At 61.8% G+C, this 16,221-nt stretch carries 11 protein-coding genes; 6 read left to right on the forward strand and 5 right to left on the reverse strand.

Annotated features, from left to right (window positions below; all coding sequences use genetic code 11):
- Window positions 1-4: 4 nt before the first annotated feature.
- Together ACVJGD_RS43425 and eutC are read left to right on the forward strand one after the other, a co-directional pair.
- Entirely contained in the window at window positions 5-1,396 is a 1,392-nt protein-coding gene (locus ACVJGD_RS43425) for an ethanolamine ammonia-lyase subunit EutB (protein WP_456639818.1), read from the forward strand.
- 1 nt (window position 1,397) lies between these two features.
- Window positions 1,398-2,159, forward strand: coding sequence for an ethanolamine ammonia-lyase subunit EutC (eutC, locus tag ACVJGD_RS43430; protein ID WP_456639819.1), 762 nt, complete (start codon window positions 1,398-1,400; stop codon window positions 2,157-2,159).
- A 24-nt stretch (window positions 2,160-2,183) separates the two neighbouring features.
- Here the strand turns inward: eutC and groL are convergent, their stop codons facing one another.
- The gene (gene groL, locus ACVJGD_RS43435) at window positions 2,184-3,806 is read right to left on the reverse strand and encodes a chaperonin GroEL (protein ID WP_456639820.1); all 1,623 of its coding nucleotides are present in this window, start codon (window positions 3,804-3,806) and stop codon (window positions 2,184-2,186) included.
- Window positions 3,807-4,207: 401 nt separating this feature from the next.
- Here groL and ACVJGD_RS43440 point away from each other — a divergent pair, with 401 nt between their 5' ends.
- Window positions 4,208-4,897: a protein-L-isoaspartate(D-aspartate) O-methyltransferase gene (locus ACVJGD_RS43440; RefSeq protein WP_456639821.1), complete on the forward strand. Its 690-nt coding sequence runs from the start codon at window positions 4,208-4,210 to the stop codon at window positions 4,895-4,897.
- Window positions 4,898-4,956: 59 nt separating this feature from the next.
- Here the strand turns inward: ACVJGD_RS43440 and lhpI are convergent, their stop codons facing one another.
- The 3 genes from lhpI to ACVJGD_RS43455 form a co-directional block, all read right to left on the reverse strand.
- On the reverse strand, window positions 4,957-5,967 hold the full coding sequence (gene lhpI / locus ACVJGD_RS43445; RefSeq protein WP_456639822.1) for a bifunctional Delta(1)-pyrroline-2-carboxylate/Delta(1)-piperideine-2-carboxylate reductase: 1,011 nt from the start codon (window positions 5,965-5,967) through the stop codon (window positions 4,957-4,959).
- A gap of 163 nt (window positions 5,968-6,130) precedes the next feature.
- Window positions 6,131-7,585, reverse strand: coding sequence for a short-chain fatty acid transporter (locus ACVJGD_RS43450; protein ID WP_456639823.1), 1,455 nt, complete (start codon window positions 7,583-7,585; stop codon window positions 6,131-6,133).
- Window positions 7,586-7,634: 49 nt separating this feature from the next.
- A complete protein-coding gene (locus ACVJGD_RS43455) occupies window positions 7,635-11,039 on the reverse strand; it encodes a molybdopterin-dependent oxidoreductase (protein ID WP_456639824.1) in 3,405 nt (1,134 codons plus the stop codon).
- Window positions 11,040-11,193: 154 nt separating this feature from the next.
- On the opposite strand from ACVJGD_RS43455, the gene ACVJGD_RS43460 reads away from it, so the two are divergent.
- Window positions 11,194-11,877, forward strand: a complete 684-nt coding sequence (locus tag ACVJGD_RS43460) for a GntR family transcriptional regulator (protein ID WP_456639825.1) — start codon at window positions 11,194-11,196, stop codon at window positions 11,875-11,877.
- 127 nt (window positions 11,878-12,004) lie between these two features.
- Here ACVJGD_RS43460 and sdhA read toward each other — a convergent pair whose 3' ends face one another.
- A complete protein-coding gene (gene sdhA / locus ACVJGD_RS43465; protein WP_456639826.1) occupies window positions 12,005-13,855 on the reverse strand; it encodes a succinate dehydrogenase flavoprotein subunit in 1,851 nt (616 codons plus the stop codon).
- 312 nt (window positions 13,856-14,167) lie between these two features.
- Between sdhA and ACVJGD_RS43470 the strand changes: the two genes are divergently transcribed.
- Window positions 14,168-15,109, forward strand: a complete 942-nt coding sequence (locus ACVJGD_RS43470) for an alpha/beta fold hydrolase (RefSeq protein WP_456639827.1) — start codon at window positions 14,168-14,170, stop codon at window positions 15,107-15,109.
- Between the two features lie 150 nt (window positions 15,110-15,259).
- Window positions 15,260-16,183, forward strand: coding sequence for a LysR substrate-binding domain-containing protein (locus ACVJGD_RS43475; protein ID WP_456639828.1), 924 nt, complete (start codon window positions 15,260-15,262; stop codon window positions 16,181-16,183).
- The last annotated feature ends 38 nt before the right edge of the window (window positions 16,184-16,221 follow it).

Raw genomic sequence — 16,221 nt, forward strand, 5'->3', positions numbered from 1 at the left:
GGTCATGCCCTACAAGACGACGATCGAGCAGACGGTCTTCAGTTTCGCCGACCTCAAGGATCTCTTGGCCAAGGCGACGCCCGAGCGGTCGGGCGACCAGCTTGCCGGCATCGCCGCGGACGGTCCGGTCGAGCGGCTTGCCGCACAAATGGCGCTTGCCGACGTGCCTCTCAAGGCGTTCCTTGCCGAGGAATTGATCCCGGCCGACAGCGACGAAGTCTCGCGCTTGATTATCGATCAACATGACCAGGCGGCTTTCGGGATCATCTCGTCGCTGACCGTCGGCGAATTCCGCGAATGGCTTCTCAAGCCGGAAACGGGCCAGCGGCAACTCGAGGCGGTGACGTTCGGCCTGACGCCCGAGATGGTGGCTGGTGTCTCCAAGATCATGCGGTTGCAGGACCTGATCTCCGTGGCCTCCAAGCGGGAGGTTGTCACCCGCTTCCGCTCGACGATCGGACTGAAGGGACGGCTCTCGACGCGCAATCAGCCAAACCATCCGACCGATGACTCCTACGGCATCGCCGCTTCCGCCATCGATGGACTTCTCATGGGATCGGGCGACGCAGTGATCGGGGTAAACCCGGCGACGGACACCGTAGAAGACTATGTGCGCATCGTTTCACTCCTGGACGAACTGCGCATGCGCCTTTCGATTCCGACGCAAACATGCTGCCTGGGCCATGTCACGACAGCCATCAAGGCAATCGCGGCGAAGGCGCCGGTGGATCTCGTGTTCCAGTCAATCGCCGGATCGCAGAAGGCCAATGACGGCTTCGGCGTCAATCTGGCGCTGCTCAAGGAGGCTCATGAGGCCGTGCGCAGCCTCGGGCGCGGCGCGATTGATGCGAACTTGATGTACTTCGAGACCGGGCAGGGCGCAGCACTTTCCGCTGAGGCGAATTTCGGAATCGATCAGCAGACCATGGAAGCGCGCGCCTATGCGGTCGCGCGCGAGTTCAAGCCGCTGCTCGTCAATACCGTGGTCGGATTCATTGGTCCGGAGTATCTCTTCAACGGCAAGCAGATCATTCGGGCCGGCCTGGAGGATCACTTCTGCGGAAAGCTGCTCGGCTTACCGATGGGCGTTGACGTCTGCTATACCAACCACGCGGATGCCGACCAGGAGGACATGGATGCGCTGCTGACGCTGCTTTGCGCGGCCAATGTCAACTTCGTCATCACCGTTCCCGGTGCTGACGATGTGATGCTGAACTACCAGTCGCTCGCGCATCACGACGCAGTCTACTGCCGCGAAATCCTGAAGCGGCCGCCGGCGCCGGAGTTCGAGCGATGGCTGGTGGATATCGGATTGACCGACGTGGGCGGCCGCCTGCTGGATGCGCCGCCGAAGCTCGCTGACTACATGGCGGATGCCAGGCTGCTCGGAGCGTGACGTGTCGAAGAATGATCTGGAAAGGGAGAGGGCAGGGTCGGTCGATTTGCGGCAGATGACGGAAGCGCGTGTGCTCCTCGGTCGATTCGGTGCCGGACTGCCGACGCGGGCGGCGCAATCGTTCCTCCTCGATCATGCGCGCGCGCGTCAGGCTGTGTGGTCTGGGGTCGATTGGGCTTTGCTCCGGGCCAACCTCGCTGATCTGAAGCTCGGAACGATCGACGTCGAAAGCGAGGCAGGGGATCGCGGCGCCTATATCCGACGACCTGATCTGGGCCGGAAACTTTCTCGGCAATCGGTGGAACGCCTGGCCGGTGTCCCGCCAGATTGCGACGTCGTGATCGTCGTGGCGGACGGATTGTCGGCCAGCGCCATCGACGTCAACGCCGTGCCGTTGGTGCGAGCGCTCGTCGAACGTCTTTCGTCACGGCGGCTTTCGATCGCGCCGCTGATTTTGGCGTCGCGCGCGCGCGTCGCGCTCGGCGATCCCGTCGCGGAGATCATTCGTGCCCGGATATCGGTCATGCTCATCGGAGAGCGGCCCGGCCTTTCGGCGGCCGATAGTCTAGGGGCTTACGTCACTTACTCGCCGAAGGTGGGTACGCCTGATTCAAGGAGAAACTGCGTCTCCAATATCCGTGGTGGCGGGCTGAGTGTCGACAGCGCGGTGGACACCGTGGTGTCGTTGGTCTTGGATATGCTGACAACAGGCATCAGCGGAGTCGGCCTCAAGGATGCTGTAGCCGGCTTGCCGAGCCGCTGATGCAGGCCGGCTTAGGCGCGCTTCTCAGAAATCCATCGGCGGCGTGGCTGGCGCATGTGCGTCCGGCTTCTTCTTTTCGGCGACGAGGGCTTCGGTCGTGACCAGAAGCGAAGCAATCGAGGCGCCATCCTGCAGCGCGGTGCGGACGACCTTTGCCGGATCGATCACGCCGGCCTTGACCAGATCCTGATATTCACCGGTCGCGGCATTGAAGCCCCAATTGTAGTCCTCGTTCTCGAGCAGCCTTGCGACCACCAGCGAACCGTCCTCGCCAGCATTTTCCACGATCTGGCGTGCCGGCGCCTGGAGCGCGCGGCGTACGATGTCGACGCCCGCCTTTTGGTCAGAGCTGGTGGTCTTGATGCCCTTGAGCGCCTTCTGCGCTCTGAGCAGCGCAACCCCGCCGCCGGGCAGGATGCCTTCCTCCACCGCTGCGCGGGTTGCATGCAGCGCATCGTCGACGCGGTCCTTGCGTTCCTTCACCTCGATCTCGGTCGCGCCACCGACGCGGATCACCGCGACGCCACCAGCGAGTTTTGCCAGGCGTTCCTGCAGCTTCTCTCGGTCGTAATCGGAGGTGGTCTCCTCGATCTGCGCCTTGATCTGCGTGATCCGGCCTTCGATGTCCTTTTTTGCGCCGCCGCCATCGACGATGGTCGTGTTCTCCTTCTCGACCACGATCTTCTTGGCGCGCCCGAGCATGTTAAGCGTGACGTTTTCGAGCTTGATGCCGAGATCTTCGGCGATCATTGTGCCGGCGGTCAGCACCGCGATGTCCTCCAGCATCGCCTTGCGCCGATCGCCAAATCCCGGTGCCTTGACGGCAGCGACCTTCAGGCCGCCACGCAGCTTGTTGACGACAAGTGTCGCCAGCGCCTCGCCCTCGACATCCTCGGCGATGATCAGAAGCGGCTTGCCCGATTGCACCACGGCTTCAAGCAGCGGCAGCAAGCTCTGCAGCACGGACAGTTTTTTCTCGTGGATCAGGATATAGGCATCCTCGAGCTCGACCCGCATCTTCTCGGCATTGGTAACAAAATAGGGCGAGACATAGCCGCGGTCGAACTGCATGCCCTCGACCACCTCGAGCTCGGTGTTGAGGCTCTTGGCCTCTTCCACCGTGATGACACCCTCATTGCCGACCTTCTTCATGGCATCAGCCAAAAACTTGCCGATCTCGGCATCGCCATTGGCGGAGATCGTGGCGACCTGGGCGATTTCCTCGTTGGCGGTGACCTTCCTGGCGTGAGTCTTCAGGTCGCGAACAATCGCATCCACCGCAAGATCGATGCCGCGCTTCAGATCCATCGGGTTCATCCCCGCGGCGACCGACTTGGCGCCTTCCTTGACGATGGCCTCCGCCAGCACGGTCGCGGTCGTGGTGCCGTCGCCTGCGATGTCGCTTGTCTTGGAGGCGACCTCGCGCACCATCTGCGCGCCCATGTTCTCGAACTTGTCCTCCAGTTCGATCTCTTTCGCGACGGTGACGCCGTCCTTGGTGATGCGCGGCGCACCGAACGGCTTGTCAAGAACGACGTTGCGCCCTTTGGGGCCGAGCGTGACCTTCACGGCGTTCGCCAGAACGTCGATGCCGCGCAGCATCTTTTCACGTGCCTCGGTTGAGAATTTGACATCCTTGGCAGCCATCGTTTTCCTCCCTCGCTTCTTGCTATGTTTCGGCTCCTCGTCGATTGCCGTATCCAGGCAGCGCTCATTTCGTTTCTCATCCACAGGAATGCTAATGGAGTGGGACTCCTGTTATCCTCGGACTTTGAACATACCGCCGCCGTTCAAAGAATCTTCTACGGAATTTGCTCCCGGCAAGATCGCTTTCAAGTCCGGTTCGTCGCGAGGGGGCATCGCCTCGTGACGCCCCACATTGGTCAGCAAGACTGACTGATAATGTTTCAGGTTCAGCAGACTTGACGACCGGAAAAATCGGCGCAGGGTCTCGCGCGAAAGCTGATAACGATGGGCGAACTATGAGGTTGTGGCCGCCACAAGCCCTATCGTTTGGGGTATTCGCTATACTGGTCAACGCCGGGATCTTGACCAGCGCCGTGCCGGTTGCGGCTTTCACGGCGCAGCAAGACGCCGCCGATCGCCAGCGGATGGTCGAGCAGATCGATGCAATGCTCGGCTCGGCCGCGCGCACGATCAGTGTGACTCGGCTCAGTCCAAGTGTGCGCGCCGCAATGATCGAGGTACCGCGACACGAGTTCGTGCCCCTCGCGCACAGGTCAGCCGCTTACAGAAACACTCCGCTCCCGATAGGCCATGGCCAGACGATCTCACAACCGGTCATCGTCGCGCTAATGACAGAACTGCTGCAACTGGCGAAGACGGATAAGGTCCTGGAGGTGGGCACCGGATCGGGCTACCAGGCGGTGATTCTGTCTGTGCTCGCGCGCGAGGTATACACGATCGAGATCGTGCCGGAGCTCGGCAAAATAGCCGGTGCCAACCTCGAACGTCTGGGCTACAGCAACGTTTCGACGAAAATCGGCGATGGCTACCATGGCTGGGCGGAGCATGCGCCCTTCGATGCCATCATCGTGACGGCGGCCCCCAACCACGTTCCACCTTTGCTGGTCGCGCAATTGAGGCCGGGTGGCCGCATGGTCATCCCGGTTGGCGGCTTCGAGCAGGAGCTTATGGTATTGGCAAAACAGGCCGACGGAACGGCCACAACGACGATCGTAGCGCCTGTCCGGTTCGTGCCTTTGGTTCGGGAGTAGCGAGGGGACAAGCGGTCTGACGCGGCTCGATATGCATCCAGTAGTCGCGGAGAAAAGCTTCATCCTGATTCGAATTTCAGCGCTTGCGCGCCATGGCCAACGCGCTTCATGCGGGCTTCGTACGCCAAACCTGCGGCGGCAAGATCCGCCAGAGCGGTTCCGACTGCCTTGAACATGGTGATGTCGTCGCGCGATCGTCGCCCGTGAACGGCTCCGCTGCAGAGTTCGGCAAGCGACGCCTTCAAGTCCTGACGTGACAGAATTCCCGCTTCGATTGGGTGGACGAGATCACCGGCCTCATGCGCCGCCTCATAGGTATCCACGAATATAGCGGAACGCTTGACTGCTTCGTCATCCGATTCCCGCATCGCCGGCGTGAAGGCGCCGATGAGATCAACATGTATGCCGGCCTGCAGCCATTCGCCCCTGATCAGGGGCGACGTTGCCAGAGTGGCCGACGTGACGATGTCCGCCGTCCTGACGGCGTGTTCAAGATCGGAGACGGCCATGGCATCCAGTCCCGTTTCGCGTAGGCGATCCACCATCCGCGAGGCGCTGTCGGCATTGACGTTCCACACGCTGATCCGGCGAATGTCGCGGACGGCCCGATAAGCTTCCGGCAAAAGGCTCGCGACCCGACCGGAGCCGAGAACAAGCAGGTTGGTCGCGTCTTCGCGCGCCAGATAGGACGCCGCGAGCGCTGACGTCGCCGCGGTTCGCCGGGCGGTAAGGACGTCACCTGCGATCGTCGCGAGTTGCGCACCGGTGCCGCTATCGAACAACAGATAAACCGATGTCAACGCCGGCATCTTGCGCGCGGCGTTGCCCGGGAATACGGCGACCAGCTTGATTCCAAGCAGGTCATCACTTTCCGATTTCTGCTGCCATGAAGGCATCAGCAATAAGGTCGCGTCCGGTTCGCCCGGAACTGGAATCGTATGATGATGTCGCGGGGGAACCGTGCAACCCCTGACAAAGGAGGTGCGCAGGTGCCGGATCAATTCATCCATCGGGAGAAGGCGCGTTGCCTCCTCTGCATCAATGGTCTGCGGCGATCGTATCTCGGTCATGGCTTTCTTGTCGCAGGAATTTGCGTCCCGGGCCTCGCGTGACGTCTGGTTTCGGGATTGCCGAACCAGGTCGACGTCGCGCTCCGGAATGACGGACAAGGGCACGGCCGGGACGCCAATGCGGTCGTCCCGGCGGGTCAGTTCGCCCGGCCCAGCGATTTGATCAGGGAAGGATTGGCGCGTGGTAGGTGAACGTTGTCATCAGGATTGCCGCAACGATCATGACGATCGGGAAATGCACGAAGAATTGTACCGAGGTGTAGCCGATCAGGTCTTTTGACTTCAACCCGAGTATGCCGAGCAGAGGAAGCATCCAGAATGGGTTGATGAAGTTCGGCAGCGTCTCCGCGATGTTGTAGACCATCACGGTCCAGCCCAAATGAGCGCCGATCTCATTGGCCGCCTTCATGATGTAAGGGGCCTCGATGATCCATTTGCCACCGGCCGACGGAATGAAGAAGCCAAGCACCGCGGAATAGACTCCGACCAGGAACGAGAAGACGGTCGAATTGGCTGACGCGTCCACGAACCAGTGCGCGATAGTGTCTGACAGCGTGGCACCGCTGCTATTTGGCACCTTGGTCAGCATCTGGGCGATGCCGGCGTAGAAAGGAAACTGCAACAGCACGCCCGAAACGCTTGGCATCGCCTTGGAAAAAGCCTCGAGCAGGCTGCGCGGACGCCAATGCAGGAGGATGCCGAGCACCAGAAACACGAAATTGTAGGTATTCAGGCCTGACAGAGTGATCAGCGGATTGCCGGATTGAAAGGTCTGCCAGAGCCAGCCCAGCGCCAGCACGACGATCAAGATCGTCAGAATGGGGCTGAACTCGAGAAAGTCGCCGGGCCGCGCCGGTTTCTTCGGCTCGATACGGTCGTCGTCCAGAGACACTCCAAGGTCCTCAGCGGTCTTGACCAGCATCGGATTTGGCGCCGTCAGGTAACAGATCACTGCCGACAGCGCGGTTACAAGCAACGTCGTGACCAGATTCTGCCACGTCAGGATCGTCTCGGAGAAGCCGATGACACCGGTGATCGGCAACAGCGAGCTCGGAATGCTGGCCGCATTGGCTTGAAGCTGGGCGGCCGATGAGGTGATGCCGAGCGTGAAACCGCAGCCCAGCCCGAGGTAGCCGGCCGCGCCGGCCGCACGATAGTCCAGCTTGATGTCTTTGCGCCGCGCGATTTCGCGCACCAACAGGCCGGAAAAAATCAGGCTGAGACCCCAGTTCAGCAGCGACAGAACGATACTGAGCACGCCGACGAAGACCACCGCGCCGCGTGCGGTGGAGGGCACGGCAGCCAGCCGCCGCAGCACCGCAGCGACAGGTGGCGACATGGCGACGACATAGCCCCCGATCGCCACCAGTGCCATTTGCATCGTGAACGGAATGAGATTCCAGAAGCCGTCGCCGAAGGCGCGGCTGACTGCAAGCGGTGAGCCGCCATGCACGATGGTGCCGAGCGCGATCACGACCACGGCAATCAGGACGAACACATAAGCATCCGGAAACCAACGCTCGGCGAAGGCGACCATATGCTGCGAGAACCTCGCAAGCAGGTTGGCTTGCATCGGCATTTTGTCCGGAAAGGAATTTCTATTCGTAGCGTCGGTCATTGCAGCCCCCATTGTCGTGTCGGTGTTGCCTTCGTTTCATCATTGCCGGTCAGAGCGCGAGCGTGAGTTCGGAGAGAGGAACGGCCTGGCAGGTCAGGCACTGGTCCGTTGCGCCATCGTCACCGCCGAGTCGTGCGACGTCGCCCTTGACGATGCGCATGGCGCAGCTCTCGCATTGCCCGACACGGCAACCGCTGGGAAGAGACAGCCCTGCCGCCTGCGCGGCATCGAGAAGGGTTCCGAGTTCGGGCGACCAGATAAAGCTCTTGTCGGTACCGACGACGTGAACGGTCTGTGGCGTCAAGGTCCGCGGCACGATTGGCGGTGATGCGAAAGCCTCCGTAAACACGTCGAAGCGCGGCATGCCCCGGTCCACCAGCCGCGCAGTCATTGATGTCGTGAAGTCTGGCGAGCCGCAAAGATAGGAAAGAGGCCTTTGCGGCAGCAGCGGGTCAATCGCCGACAGGTCCAGCCGGCCCGCATAATCATAGTCCTCCGGGCAGCGATCTTGCGCGCGCGGGGCTGAAAAGGCCGTGACGAGATCAAGCTCCGGCAGCAGCTCTGCAAGCTCTCGCAGCCGGCGCGCAAAGGGATGTTCGCCGCCGTTGCGACAACCATAGAGCAGAAGCACCTTGGCGATGCGCTCCGCCGGCCTGCGTTTCGCCAGCGCCTCAAGGTGGCTCATAAAGGGTGTAATGCCGATGCCGGCCGCGAGGAAAATGAGAGGCCGGGGTCCCGTCAGCGGTGGAGTGAAAATTCCCCTCGGTGCCTCGATCCGGACTTGATCACCGACGGTCAGACGATGGATGTGAGCGGAAAGATGGCCGGTGTCGCAGGTGAGGGCGGCATCGTCGGAACGCTGTTTCTTTATTGCGACCGACAGGATATCCTGGCCGTCATGACCGGTCAGCGAATAGGCCCGGGTCACATCGATCCCCGGCAGGCTCAGCATGACGTGTTGTCCCGGCCGGAATGCGGGAAGCGCGCCGCCGTCGAGCGGGGCGAGCTCGAGCGCGACGACATCGTCGGACTCGCTCCGAACGGCGGCGACCGAGAAAGCGCGCCGGCCGACCCAGCGGCCACGGTTCGCGATCTCGTCCTTGCGAATGTCGCAACGTATCGCACGCAGCGGCACCGAGCCGCTGACCGGATCGCGCGTGACGTCGCTCAAGCCGTCGTTCATGTTCGATGTCGGAGATTCGGCGGGGCTCGTCGCGTCGTGGCCCAGCGGTGGACAATCCTCCCACCAGCCGAACTCGGCGATGGCGACGCGATCGTCGAGAGATTCGTTCAGGCGCACGCGCAGCCGGACTTCTCCCGTTGACGTCTCGACGATCGCCCAGTCGCCATCCTCAAGACCGCGCCCCGCCGCGAGCGTTGCGTTGATCTCGATCGCGGGATCGGGCGTTTTTCTGCGAAGCGAGGCGACATGGCGGTGTGAGCTGTGCACGAACCAGCCGCTCTTGGCCGTGGTGAGCACCAGTGGGAAGCGATTGTCGCCGGTGTCCGCAAGCGGGCTTTCGGCGGGCTCGACATGGTTCGGCAGCGGCGCATAGCCATGATCGAGCATCAATTCCGAATAGATCTCGACACGGCGGGTGGGCGTGGCAAAGCCTGCGATCGTGCCGTCCGCCTGCTGCAAGGCGTATTTTTCATGACGGAAGGGCTGAGGGAAACGCATCCCCTCGGGGTGCCGGCGCAGCTCGTCGACCGTCACGCCAAGCGGCGCGAGCTGATAGTTCCAGCCGGCCTGGATATCGCCGCCGAAGAATTCGTTTGCCAGGCCCAGCCTGACGGCAAGTTCGGCCGCGATTTCATAGTCTGATTTGCACTCGCCGAGACGTGGAAGCATCTGTGGACGGAACTGTATCGTCTCGACGGCCTCCTGCGTGATCTCGAAACCGATTTTGAGGGCGTCCCGCTCCCACGGCATATTGGCCGGCAGGATGATGTCCGCATTCTCGGCCGTCGGATTCATGAACATGTCGACATGAACGTGGAAGTCGAGAGCGCGCAGCGCCTCGCGGTTGCGCGAGGAATGGCCCTGCGACACCACGAGATTCGTGCCGAAGCTCATCAACGCCCGGACCTGATAGGGCTCGCCCGTCAGAACGGCGCGACTGAAATCCCGTGCCGTGATCCATCCGCGGCTTGGAGGCCCGAGCGGCAATTCATCGATGCCGAGCGCTTTGGCCTTCTGCTCCGGCGGGAGCAAGGCATAGTCGTTGACGGCCCGCGTCGGTGGCGGCACCGGCCAGACATTGCCGCCGGGCCGGTCGCAGGCGCCGGTGAGCGCATAGAGCGTTGCGATCGCCCGCTCGGTCATCGTCGCGTTGGTGTGCTGGCCGACGCCGGTCCATGAGTGATAGGCGAGGCGCGGGCTGTTCTCGAACAGGCTGTAGAACGCAGCGATGTTGCGCTCTTCGAGCCAGGTCACCTCGGCGACGCGAGCGATCGTGTAGGGGGCAGCCTCCGTAGCCAGCAGACGGAAGGCGGTCGCCGCAGCGATCACGCGACCATCGCGCCCGGCGAGCGTCGTCCGGTCATCCAGCCTGCAGCACGTCGGATCGAGAGCCGCAAAGCGGGGATCATGGGCGCGCGCCGCTCCGGACTGATCCAGCACGACGAAGGCTTCCGGTGATTGACCGTCCCAGAGTTCGCTCGCACGAACGAAGCGGCCTGTATTGGTGTCAACCAGGAAAGGCGCATTGGTCCAGCGTGTCACGAAGCCCACATCGAACGACCTGGTCGCGATCAGATGCCGGATTGCGCCCATGGCCAAGGCCCCGTCGGCGCCGGGACGGATGCGCAGCCAGATGTCGGCCTGCTGTCCCGATCCGTTAGGTTTGGGATCGACGACCGCGACGCGTGCCCCGCGTTGTCGCGCATCGGCGATGCGTGTCGCCTGGGCAAGCCAAGTGCGGGCCGGATTGTGTCCCCACAGGACGATGGCGTCGGCGCGATCATAGTCGGGAAATCCGATGCCGCGGCCGAAAGTCAGGGCGTGGGCATAGTCCTTGTGCCAGCCGCAGATTTCGACCGCGTAGATCAGATTCGGACTGCCGAAGCACCTGATAAAGCGCTCGACCCATTCGAAGCTGTCGACCATCGGCGTGCCGCTGGGCGTGGTGACGGCGAAGGCCACGGCTTCAGCGCCGGATGCTTTGCGAATGTCACCGAGCTTCTGGACGATTTCGTCCAGAGCCTCGCCCCAGGAAATTTCGGTCCAACCCGGATCGGCAGCTTCTCGCGGCGCGGTTCGACGAAGCGGTTTGGTCAGGCGGCGCGGACTATGCACCATCTCCGGTGCGGCGCGGCCCTTCGCGCAAAGCGCTCCGCCGGTCGGATGCCCTTCCAGGCGCTCGACACTGATCAGCCGGCCATCCGCGACCACCATGGTCGAGCCGCACCGTGATCGGCAGAGCGTGCAATAGCCCGGAATCCGCTCAGCCATCGTGAATGAGAACCGTGTCACAGAGAAGTTAATATAGCGCGCTACTGTAGCGCTTTACACAGCATGATCTGTGGGCATATCCTCCGTCAAGCGCATTTATTGTGCGGCGCTGCTAAACCGGAGGGCTCTGGAACCGACGAAGCGGGAGAGGGGGATGGAGCAGAATTTGCGGGAGCAGGTGGTGCAGCAGGTGCGCGCCGAGATCATTTCCGGTCAGAGCATGCCGGGAACGATGTATTCGGTGCCGTCCCTGGCCACGAGCCTCGGCATCTCGACGACTCCCGTGCGGGAGGCGCTGCTGGAATTGACGCGTAGCGGACTGATCGAACCCATGCGCAATCGGGGCTTCAAGGTGGTCGAACCGACCTTGACCGAGCTCCGCAACCTGTTTGATCTCCGCGAAGTCCTGGAGCTCCATGCGGCGGCGATCGTTGCACGCAAGCCAAAGAAGAATCTCGAAGGGCTCAATCGCCTTGCCGATGACATCGCGCGTGCGGTGCGAACGGAAGATCTGAGGCTCTATCTCGAATCCGATCGAAGCTTTCACCGCTTGCTGACGGCGGCGGCGGACAACGCACGCCTCACTGACCTGGTGATGGGATTGCGCGACCAAATGCGACTCTACGGCATCAAGTCGCGTGCAGGTCTCGCCCGCCAAAATGAATCCACCGCGGAGCACTATCAGATCATTGAGCTTGCGATTGCCGGCAACGAGGAGGCTCTCACAAATCTTCTCAGGCATCATATCAGGGCCTGGGAGCCCATCTTTGTTGAGGCGTTATCACAGGTGGCGATTCAGCGTGAGCCGCTCGTTGCCAATCGCGGTCGTGGGCGCTAGTTGCAGCGAGTTCCACGATGCATCATTTCTGTGAAGGAATCATCGACCGGCGCAAGCACGCCCGCCTCCGTGGTCGCATAGTCACCGCCCTGGGGCGCCCACCAAAATAACGCCTTAGCGAGACACATTAGTACACGCGCTCTTTTGGCGGGATTGACTGCACCTCGTTCGAGAGAGGTTGCAGATGCACGGGTCTGTAGTCGAGCCGCGCGCGGCCATCATCATCGAGCCAGCACAGAGTGTGTTTCAACCAGTTTTCGTCGTCGCGTTTGGGGAAGTCTTCCCGCGCATGGGCACCGCGGCTTTCCTTGCGGCCGATCGCCGAACGAAAGCTGACGCTTGCCTGCGCAAGCATGTTGTCCAGTTCAAGTGTCTCGGCCAGATCCGTATTGAAGATCATCGTGTGATCGGCCACGCCAATGTCATCCCGCATCCTGGCGGTCACCGCGTTAAGCTTTGCCAGACCTTCGTCCAGCAGAGGGCCGGTGCGAAAAACGGCGCAGTGGCGTTGCATGGTCCGTTGCATGGCCAGCCTGATGTCCCCAGCGCGAGTCTTGCCCTTCGACCACCTGATGCGATCGAGACGCGCGATGGCACGGTCGGTCGCCTTGTCGGGCGCCGGTGCATGGCCCTCCAGCGGACGCAGGGTCTCGATCACTCGGTGAGCGGCCGCGCGTCCAAACACGATGATGTCGAGAAGCGAATTGGAGCCGAGGCGGTTGGCGCCATGCACCGAAACGCAGGCTGCTTCCCCGATCGCCATCAGCCCTGGGACAACCGTTTCTGGATCGCCGTGGCGTGAGGTGACGGCTTCGCCATGCAGATTGGTCGGAACTCCGCCCATGTTGTAGTGGACGGTTGGCAACACCGGTATAGGCTGGCGTGTGACGTCGACGCCTGCGAAGATTTTTGCGGTCTCGCTGATCCCCGGCAGGCGCGTGTGCAGGAGTTCCGGGTCGAGGTGCTCCAGATGTAGTTCGATATAGTCCTTGTGCGGACCGCAGCCGCGCCCTTCGTTGATCTCAATCGTCATTGCGCGGCAGACAACGTCGCGTCCGGCGAGATCCTTCGCGCTCGGCGCATAACGCTCCATGAAGCGCTCGCCTTCGGCGTTGGTGAGATAGCCACCTTCGCCGCGCGCCCCTTCCGTGATCAGGCAACCGGAGCCATAGATGCCGCTCGGGTGAAACTGCGTGAATTCCATATCCTCGAGCGGCAATCCGGCCCTCAGGGCCATCGCGTTACCGTCGCCGGTGCAGGTGTGTGCGGCAGTGCAGGAGAAGTAGACGCGGCCGTAACCACCGGTGGCCAGCACAGTGCGGTGAGCATTGAAGCGGTGGAGTGCCCCATCTTCCATGCTCCATGCCAGCAGGCCACGACAGGCGCCGTCATCATCCATCAGCAGGTCCAGCGCGAAATATTCGATGAAGAACTCCGTGCCGTGGGTCAGGCACTGCTGATAAAGCGTGTGCAGGATGGCATGGCCGGTCCGATCGGCCGCCGCACAGGTGCGCTGGGCCATCTTCTTTCCGTACCCGATGGTCTGGCCGCCAAAGGGACGTTGATAGATCCGACCATCCCCGATGCGCGAGAAGGGCACGCCATAGTGCTCCAGTTCCAGCACCGCGGGCACGGCTTCGCGGCACATGTACTCGATCGCGTCCTGATCACCGAGCCAGTCGGAGCCCTTGACCGTGTCGTACATGTGAAAGCGCCAATCGTCGCCATCGCCCATGTTTCCGAGCGACGCGGCCATGCCGCCCTGTGCGGCGACGGTGTGGCTACGTGTTGGAAAGACCTTCGTAACGCAGGCCGTCTTGAGGCCTGACGATGCCATTCCGAGCGCTGCGCGCAATCCGGCGCCTCCGGCACCGACGATCACCACGTCATAGCTGTGATCGATGATTTCGTACGCCTTAGCCATCCCGCTGTTCTCCGAGATTTGCGAACTGGCCTTTCCGAGTTCAGACGTTTCCATCGGATCGGCGAACAGAAGGCGTATCGATTTCCAACTGTTCTCGCGATGCAGCTCAATATGGCATCGAGCGGATCAAATTCCATTGGCCCAGCTATGACAATGCTCATCTCGGCAAGGAGAGATTTCGATATCGCCATCTGAGATGATACGTATCTGATTATTTGAATTTTCAAGATGGAGATTGGACCTGTATCTTCCTGCACTAGATGTTTAGGGATGCCGATGGCAAACGTCGTCGCGCATCGCTGCTCAGAGGACTTGTCTCTTCGCGCGTTTGGTCGCTGGTTGGCCAATTGCATTGGAGGTGAGAATATGAAGCTCCAAACCGTTCTATCGACCGTCGCCGCGCTTGCGATTGGCCACGGCGCCCGGGCCGCAGCCCTGCCGTCGACTTCGGCCACGATCACCTATCATCGCACGCAGGTGGATGGCGTCGGCGTCTTCTATCGCGAAGCGGGACCGAGCGACGCGCCGACGATTGTGCTGTTGCACGGCTTTCCGTCCTCCTCGCGGATGTTCGATACTTTGATTCCGCTTCTTGCCACGCGCTATCACCTGATCGCACCTGACTATCCGGGGTTCGGCCAGAGCGAGGCCCCGCCGCCTTCGCGCTACGCTTACACGTTCGACCATCTCGCTCAGACCACCAACGCCTTGCTCGAGCAGCTCAAGGTCAGCCGCTACGTCCTGTACCTGCAGGACTATGGTGGTCCGGTTGGCTATCGCATCATGATGGCTCATCCCGAGCGGGTGCGCGCGCTGGTGATCCAGAATGCGAATGCCTACAGGGAAGGGCTCGGCGCCAAATGGAGCGGCATTGCACAATATTGGGCCGATCGCGATGCGCACTCGGAGCAGGTCGACGCCTTCATCTCGCTCGAAGGCGCCAAGGTCCGTCACATTGGCAACAGCCCCAATCCCGAGCGCTACAATCCCGATACATGGACCGATGAGTATGCGTTCTTGTCCCGACCCGGGCAGCGCGAAATCCAGGCGGACCTGCTCTACGACTATCGCACGAACGTAGCCTCCTATCCCGCATGGCAGGCGTTTCTGCGCGAGCACAAGCCACCGACGCTGATCGTGTGGGGACGCTATGATCCATCCTTCATTGCGCCGGGTGCGGAGGCGTTCAGGCGCGACCTGCCGGACGCGGAGCTTCACCTGCTGGACGCCGGTCACTTCGCGCTCGACGAGAAGGTCGACGATATAGCGCGTCTCATGCTCGACTTCCTGCCCAGGCAGCCGGAATAGGCTTAGCGCGAACGATACCAGGAGCGAATGCGTCGACCGCCCATGTGTATTATTGAACAGGGCGGCCGACGATGTGTCTGTTCTAATTGAAGAAAACATTCAGGTGGGGCATAAGTCCCGGCGATTGAAGCGCTGATTGCACCCACCAATATGACCAGGCCCCGGGTTCCATCCCTTATCGCATTGAGAGCTTTTGAAGCTGTTGGCCGCACCGGCAGCATGCGTGCCGCTGGCGACGAGCTGGCGGTGAGCCATACGGTCGTGTCACGTCACATCCAGAACCTCCAGGAAAGCCTCGGCGTAACGCTTGTCCGGGCCCAAGGTCGCGGCGTCATGCTGACCGAACGAGGTGCGTTTCTCTATGAGCAGCTATCGCAAGCATTCGACATTATCGCGCGCGCGACGGTTGCGGTGCGTCCTCCGTCGCGAACCACCCTGAACATCTGGTGTATTCCCGGCATCGCCAACCGTCGTTTGCTGCAGAGGCTTCCCGAACTGACGGACCCACCAAACCGATGGGAAGTCAATCTGCAGCCGACATTGTCGCACCCCGACCTCTCGCGCGGTGAGGCGGATGCCGAGATCGTCTATGCCGACGTGATCACTACGCATCTCGATCTCGCGTCCGAGCCCTTGATCCGGCCAAGGGTCTTCCCTGTGGCGAGCCCGAGCTATCTGGCGCGTCATCCCGCCATCACGAGCCTGAAGGACTTGGCCTCGATCGCGTTGATCCACGAAGAGTCGACGGAGCAATGGGAGCGCTGGTTTCGACTGGCCGGGTTGGTCGATTTGCCGCAGCTCGGCGGTCAGCGCCTTTGGCATGCGCACCTGGCCATCGAGGCGGCGCGACTGGGGCAGGGCGTGGCGATCGCCAACGACGTCCTTGTCGAGGACGACCTCCGCAGCGGCGCGTTGGTCGAACTCCTTTCCACCTCCGTCTATATGGGAACGTACCAATTGGTCGCCTTGAAGGAGCGCTGGCGCGATCCGGCGATTGTTGCATTGCGGAATTGGTTACAAAATGTGCTGGCCGGCGCACCGAACGGTCCGACCGGTGCATGGGAGTCACCATAGCGAGATAATAAAACTGGTTGTTCGTTCGATCGCGCCAA

The organism is Bradyrhizobium sp. USDA 10063, assembly GCF_054063735.1.

Excerpts from the sequence above, each read along its gene's own strand:
- ACVJGD_RS43425 (WP_456639818.1), top strand. The coding sequence starts at position 5 with ATGCCCTACAAGACGACGATCGAGCAGACGGTCTTCAGTTTCGCCGAC.
- ACVJGD_RS43455 (WP_456639824.1), bottom strand. The coding sequence starts at position 11,039 with ATGGCTGAGCGGATTCCGGGCTATTGCACGCTCTGCCGATCACGGTGC.
- ACVJGD_RS43470 (WP_456639827.1), top strand. The coding sequence starts at position 14,168 with ATGAAGCTCCAAACCGTTCTATCGACCGTCGCCGCGCTTGCGATTGGC.
- ACVJGD_RS43450 (WP_456639823.1), bottom strand. The coding sequence starts at position 7,585 with ATGACCGACGCTACGAATAGAAATTCCTTTCCGGACAAAATGCCGATG.
- ACVJGD_RS43460 (WP_456639825.1), top strand. The coding sequence starts at position 11,194 with ATGGAGCAGAATTTGCGGGAGCAGGTGGTGCAGCAGGTGCGCGCCGAG.
- groL (WP_456639820.1), bottom strand. The coding sequence starts at position 3,806 with ATGGCTGCCAAGGATGTCAAATTCTCAACCGAGGCACGTGAAAAGATG.
- lhpI (WP_456639822.1), bottom strand. The coding sequence starts at position 5,967 with ATGACCGAGATACGATCGCCGCAGACCATTGATGCAGAGGAGGCAACG.
- sdhA (WP_456639826.1), bottom strand. The coding sequence starts at position 13,855 with ATGGAAACGTCTGAACTCGGAAAGGCCAGTTCGCAAATCTCGGAGAAC.
- ACVJGD_RS43475 (WP_456639828.1), top strand. The coding sequence starts at position 15,260 with ATGACCAGGCCCCGGGTTCCATCCCTTATCGCATTGAGAGCTTTTGAA.